This window comes from Chengkuizengella marina, assembly GCF_009910845.1.
In the GTDB taxonomy this organism is placed as follows: domain Bacteria; phylum Bacillota; class Bacilli; order Paenibacillales; family KCTC-33759; genus Chengkuizengella; species Chengkuizengella marina.
In genome coordinates, this window is the sequence record NZ_SIJB01000054.1 from 1 (window position 1) to 6,504 (window position 6,504).

Below are 6,504 nucleotides of genomic sequence, written 5' to 3' on the forward strand. Positions count from 1 at the left end.
AAATTCCCTGAGAAATCCAAAATACCACCCCCTATTGATACGTCAAAATCAGTTCACCGTTTGCGTTCTCCATGCATTCGATATGATTGCAGGATTACGCTCTCCATCCTCTAGCTTAACTAGTGGTTTACCCTGAATTGGTAAAAGTAATTCTACCCCATTTTGATTCGTGTCTATTAATCTTGTAGATACTCACAACTAGTAGTTTTAACTCATTTTCATGCATGACTAAATTACCGATGATCCCAACCATCGGTTTTTGTAAAGTGGATATTCCATATCCATTGATTGAATAGACTTTCCTACGTTTACATTTTTTAATCTACAGCAAATGGAATGTTTGTAAAACCATATTCACCAAATACGTTTAAGCTATCGTTTCCAACTCTATATAGAGGATTCATCCAATGGTGTACACCTTGCTTATCTCCCACTGAACTAGATAGGTCTGAACTTGAGATAAGCTACATCATCAATTAACCCCTCAACTAACTTTCTTTTAGACTCTTCTACCTCTTTAATATATTCGTTAATTTATCATGTTCTCTTTGATAAATTTCACTTTTCGTATCAATTCAAAAAACCTCCAGTCATTTTCAAAATTTTAGGTCCGTATATAAATTATGTGCACAGTACGGTCTTCTAGGTTTTACTCTTAAAATTAAATGGGGGGACTATTTTGTCAGACAAAGGATGTACTAAAATAAACCATTGGATAGAAATTACTTATAGCATTTATATTTATATTTAATAACCTTCACAAAGCTCATCAGGAAAACTCGTTTGACATTTGTTTTCATCGATGATATTATCTGCACCTTGGTTATTAATATCTGGGGTATTTCCTGTTAAACAATTGGAACGGACTTTGTTGTTATCTCCTTCTAACAAAATTCCAGCTTGCTTATTATTTATAATGAGATTTTTGTCTATGATATTGTTTATATGACCTTCAGTAACAGAAATACCTTGAGCTTTATTGTTTTTTACGTTATTTTTGATCACTCTATTTAAATCATTATTAACACGAATGCCATTACTATCATTATTGCAACAAACATTACCCCAAACCAAGTTATTAACAGCATCTGTATCAATTCCATCCATATCAATTCCATCTTTCCCATTACCAGTTGCTTTGTTCCAAAGGACTAAATTAAAATCACCATCATCTATATCAATCCCATCATCACCCTGATTTAATGTACAGTTACCAATAACATAATTATTATTCCCGTCTACCTCTATTCCATCATCCATGTTCCCGTCACATAAATTATGAAGAAACAGGTTAAACGAACCATCAGACTCTATACCGTCATCGCGATTCCTATTAAACTGATTACAAACGACGTAATTGTGATTCCCTCTAACGTCAATTCCATCAGAATCCTCTCCAATATTATCACTTGACTCACAATTCATGACCATATTGCGTTCACCTGTATCTTCAATACGAATTCCATCTTCACCATTGCCAAATGAATTGACACAGTGTAGAATGTTGTCACTTGTATTGATTTGAATGCCATGAATATCATCAAAGCCGCCAACAAAATTCTGGACCGTGAGATTTTCTATCGTGATAAACGAAGAAGCGTCTATGTCAATCCCAATTGCATCAATATCGGTTCCATCGATAATTGTTTTATTCTTCCCTGCTCCGATAATACGAATACGATCTTTCCCCACGGGAATAGTAATATTTTCATTAAATATTCCAGCACCAACTCGAACTGTGGAACCCTCTGTCACAGCATTAATAGCAGCTTGAATACTCTCACCTTCATTTACTATGACTTCATTGTTTATTTGACATAATCCCGCTGGATCACTAGTTCTACATTTGTTATCGTCGAATAATGTGTTTGTTCCATTGTCCTCTAAGTCAGGTGTATTTCCTGTTAATCGATTTGATCGAATGACGTTATCATTGGAACCAATATTAACTAATATACCTTGATCTCCATTTTTTCTTATACAATTACTATCTACAATGTTATCATTTACAATGATTTGAACACCTTTATTCCTATTTCCATTGATTATATTTTTTACAATCCTATGTTCTGAACCTCCTCTAAGAATTATTCCATCTTCATCATTACATCTCACATCATTTGCCCAAATTAAAGTCCTACGATCACGTGGTGAAATTCCAGTTTCTAAATTTTCAATTACTTTATTTGCAAATATTAAATCCCCAAATGATGATTCAATTCCCTCATTTTCATTTTTTAAAACAGTATTATTAATCATTAAATTATTTGGTGCACGTGAGCTTATTCCTGCTCTCTTGTTCCCTTTAATTACATTTTTTAAAGCTAAACTGCTTTCCCCAAAGAAAATAATTCCATCAAGTTCATTATTTAAGATATCATTTGACACAAGGTAATTATTTAATAAATCATTTATACCTCTGCCTGAATTTGAATTGATTTTTGATGACATAATCAAATTCCGTTCAGCACCTATCTGAATGCCATCATCTCCATTATTTGATACCTCAATTTTGTGAATGATATTATCCCTAGTACTAATTTGAATACCAAAACTATCAAAATTATTAACCGTTAGATTCTCAATCGTGATAAACCCTGAGCCTTGAATGTCAATTCCGATCATGTTTGCACCTAATCCAGTGCCATCCACAATGGTTTTCCCAATCCCTGATCCTATAATTCGGATGCAATCTAATCCTGCTCCAATTATTATCGATTCATTACACGTAATTGCAGCAACTCTGATCGTATCACCAGGGAATGCTGCTGTTAAAGCAGCGCTTATTGTTGGAAATTCAGATGGTACTTTGAGTACAGCCATCTTTGTTCACCCTTTCTGTTCTGAATTGTTCATTAGATGTATTATATTCAGGATGAAAGGATGGCGTATGGACGAATGTATAGAAATTTATAAAAACATTATCCTCAACTTCTATTATCATTCTTTTTTAAGAGTACTCTATATTTTTTCACTGGTATAATTTCCTCCTTATTCAGTTTAATAATCAAACCATTTCTTAATGTACACTTCCCATTCATCCTGCCTATATCTTCTCTCGACGTCTATTTCTAATTTATTAAGACATCTTCTTTCGACACATCACAAAAGATAGGTTCAGCTCCTAGATCATTCACAACCTTCTCACGTTTATATTTATCTGCATATCCAACGATAATCCAAGCGCATTTACCGTGTCATAATATTTCTAAATATGCAACATTATTAGCACTTGCAACTTCAATATTATTGTTAAATTGTAGCCTAGGATCAGGATAGAGAAGTGCAGGAACATGTATAACAAACGACATACTATGTATACCCGATGATCTCATGTGAGTATAATCATATTGATTTAAGCCAAGAGCACTTATTGCTTTTGGTTTTTCATCTTGGTATTCTGTTATTGTTTGTGCTACTGCAAAACTCCCATCATCCATTTCAATAAACTTTACAGAGTCTTCTGAATTGAATGTATCTTTGATAGTTTTTCTGTTAACTTCTCAATGATAAGTGCATCAACTGTACTAAGATACATTTGCTCTAGTTCAGGATCCTCATCAAATAATTTTTAATATTTTGATTTCAATACCCTATGTTTCTTTGTATCTTTAACAAGTTTTGCTACTATGTCTTTATCAAGTGATTTGAGAATTTTATCTTTATTTTTTTCTAGTTTTTTAGATTTTCTCATTTACTTCCTTAATTTCTTGGAAATCAATAAATGATTCTAAATATTCTTCGATCTCTTCTTCAGTTTTTTCTTTTTCTCCTGCAAACGCTAATGAATTGGACATTACAAATATTAGCAACAATAAAATCATTAATCCTTTATTGAACAATAAACTTCATCTCCTGATATTTAGTCTTATGTATTTATTGAATGTTTAGGCGCATATCATTCTATGATATTTATATTAATCTTAAAAAAATAGCTTTATGTCTAAAATGTCGGATGTTGGCAAAGTATACTATTCTAAATTTTCTGTTTATTCTTTTTTTGTTATATATATTTATATAATACCAATTTTATCTAATCATTAGTATATTTGATATATATATCCTTTACACTAATAATTAACTTCCAAAGAAATTTATCAATCATTAGTAATAATCATTTTTTCATCCTGCTTCCCTCCCCTAGCATAATGGATGATATTTTCCCAACAAAAAAAGAACGTATGTCTACGCCCTTTCTGTTAACTGTTTAAGAATAAAATTTTATTTTTAAACTATCTATGATATAAATAGTGTTGCTTTCAAACTTCTTGATGCTACAAAGACATCATCTACAGCGAATGTAGAAACTCTTGTAACTTTTAGATCATACGTATTGATTCCAGCTCTTGGATTATTATCCACTATAGGAAAGTTTGGAAAGTTTGTATGTCTTCCATCAGGACCTGGAGATTGATAATCCATTTCATCATTGATTGTTGCAATGATTTCACCATTTCGTTGGATCTCATATGTCAATTCAAAAGTTACAGGACCACCGCCATCATCAGTATCTGCTACTACAGCAATTTGAACCATTGAATCCAGTGATACTTGTGTTTTCTTTGGATTTTTAACACATACATCGACAGTAGCTACAATTTCAAAATCACCATCATTAGGAAGTACAATTATATTTTCAGCCGCAGGATCATATGGATCTAATACTGAGAAAGTCTGAGCAACAACAAAAGGTCCTTTTTTTAACCCCATAAACTTACCTCCCAACTTCATAAATTTTTGTTCATCTTATCTTATGTACCATCTAAAGAGTTTGCTTGGACTGATGTCTGTAGACATTCATACAAAAAAACAAAGTGTTATATTTTATTAGTTAATTGGGATAATATAAATGCAAGCTGTCTGTACTAGTCCTTATTAAGAGTGATCTTAGTAGGGACTTTCTTTTTATCATCCTGCTTCCCTCCGCTAACTCAATGGATGATAGTTTGCCACATATATCAAATATATGTTTTCACTATATAGTGGCAAACGTAAGACAAAAAACTATATTTCAACGATAAATAAAGAGGAAGCAGCCCCTTAAGTGATCGTCATACCTTTCACTATTAGGACTGCTTCTCTTATTTATTTACTATATTTTAATTTTCTTCAATGATAATGGAGCTAGCATTATTTTCACCTACGACTTGATTACCAAGATGCCCATCGTACCAACCATCTCCTGCTTCTGTTTTCCCTCCTTTAAAAATAAGATCAGAGAATAAGGTTACATTATAGTCACCGATAACAAACATTGCACTTAGTGTATTATCTTTAATTCCTAAGTGCTCTATGGTTCTATATTCTCCTGGAGTGGTTACAATCTTTTCAGTTCCACCCGGAATTAAATGATTGTTTTCTCCTAAATAGACCCCTTTTGGAAATACTCTAAATGATGACATTGAATTATCTCCTAATAAACTAGAGGAATTTTCCATATTACTTATATGATGTCTCGTTGGATACATAAATCCACGATAATTAGAGTGAAGAAACATTCCAATTCCATAGTCTCCAATCACTAGTACAGAAGATAAAGTATCATTAGCAAATCCACAATCCGGTGTCCAATTACAATTAAAAATAGAGTTTGTTGTGAAACGTTGATGACTTCCTGTAAAATTAATACCGTCAAAGAGCCATACACCTTCACCGTAGATCATTCTATATGATGAAGTCTTGTTATCCATACTGCCTAAATTCCCATTACCATAATCCTCTTTAATTAAAATATGCTGTCCTGAATAGTTCTGATTGTCATATAATGCTACTGCATACGGACCCACAATTTTCACAGATGATAAGCTATTTTCATTTGTCCAATGCCCACCATTATGGGAACTTACCCCTGCACCAATCAGTCGCGCTTTGTAACCAGTGAAATCTGGTCCCTGAAACATATAAATTCCTTCTTCTTTTTCATCTACCGTTACGGAAGACACGGTATTTGGTCCAATAATCATTTCGTTAAAGTCACGAATATGAGCAAAACCGTTCTCATCCGTGAAGACCCTTTGTGCATTTTTAATGGAGTTCGAATCTGCAAATAAACTTACATAAACATTCCCTTGCACTAACATGGAGGACAACTTATTATCAAATTCATAGCCTGTTTGATTTAAATCTACCCTTTGCCCAGACCATGCTCCCTTATTCACTGTAACACAATCGCCATTGAATCCTGCTTCTGAAAACAAAAATGCTGTTTCTGTCACTGTAAAATGTTGACCAGGCATTCTCACAGCTGAGGATCGGAGGATATCATCATTATAAAGAACTTCTTTCACAACATAAAATTCTTCATCTGTGTTATCTTTTAATATGTCATATAACTCAGGCGAGATGTTTATAGCATTCGTTTTCCCTACAAATTTACCCACTTCTATTCCACCTGTAGCTGGGTTACCAATATATAAAATATAATACGTACTTTCCCCTGCAGGCATTTGATTATCTGTCAAAGTAAATGGAATGGAACAACCCACGACCAACTGACTAAATTGT

The 6,504-nt window shown here is 33.0% G+C and carries 5 protein-coding genes; all 5 read right to left on the bottom strand.

Going from position 1 to position 6,504, the window contains the following annotated elements; genetic code table 11:
* Positions 1–747: 747 nt before the first annotated feature.
* Positions 748–2,823: a right-handed parallel beta-helix repeat-containing protein gene (locus tag ERL59_RS19095; protein ID WP_160647845.1), complete on the bottom strand. Its 2,076-nt coding sequence runs from the start codon at positions 2,821–2,823 to the stop codon at positions 748–750.
* Positions 2,824–3,197: 374 nt separating this feature from the next.
* Positions 3,198–3,440, bottom strand: a complete 243-nt coding sequence (locus ERL59_RS19100; RefSeq protein WP_160647846.1) for a hypothetical protein — start codon at positions 3,438–3,440, stop codon at positions 3,198–3,200.
* A gap of 240 nt (positions 3,441–3,680) precedes the next feature.
* On the bottom strand, positions 3,681–3,842 hold the full coding sequence (locus tag ERL59_RS19105; RefSeq protein ID WP_160647847.1) for a hypothetical protein: 162 nt from the start codon (positions 3,840–3,842) through the stop codon (positions 3,681–3,683).
* A 394-nt stretch (positions 3,843–4,236) separates the two neighbouring features.
* Positions 4,237–4,710, bottom strand: coding sequence for a hypothetical protein (locus ERL59_RS19110; protein WP_160647848.1), 474 nt, complete (start codon positions 4,708–4,710; stop codon positions 4,237–4,239).
* 389 nt (positions 4,711–5,099) lie between these two features.
* The coding region (locus ERL59_RS19115; protein ID WP_160647849.1) for a hypothetical protein at positions 5,100–6,504 on the bottom strand (1,405 nt) is incomplete at its 5' end.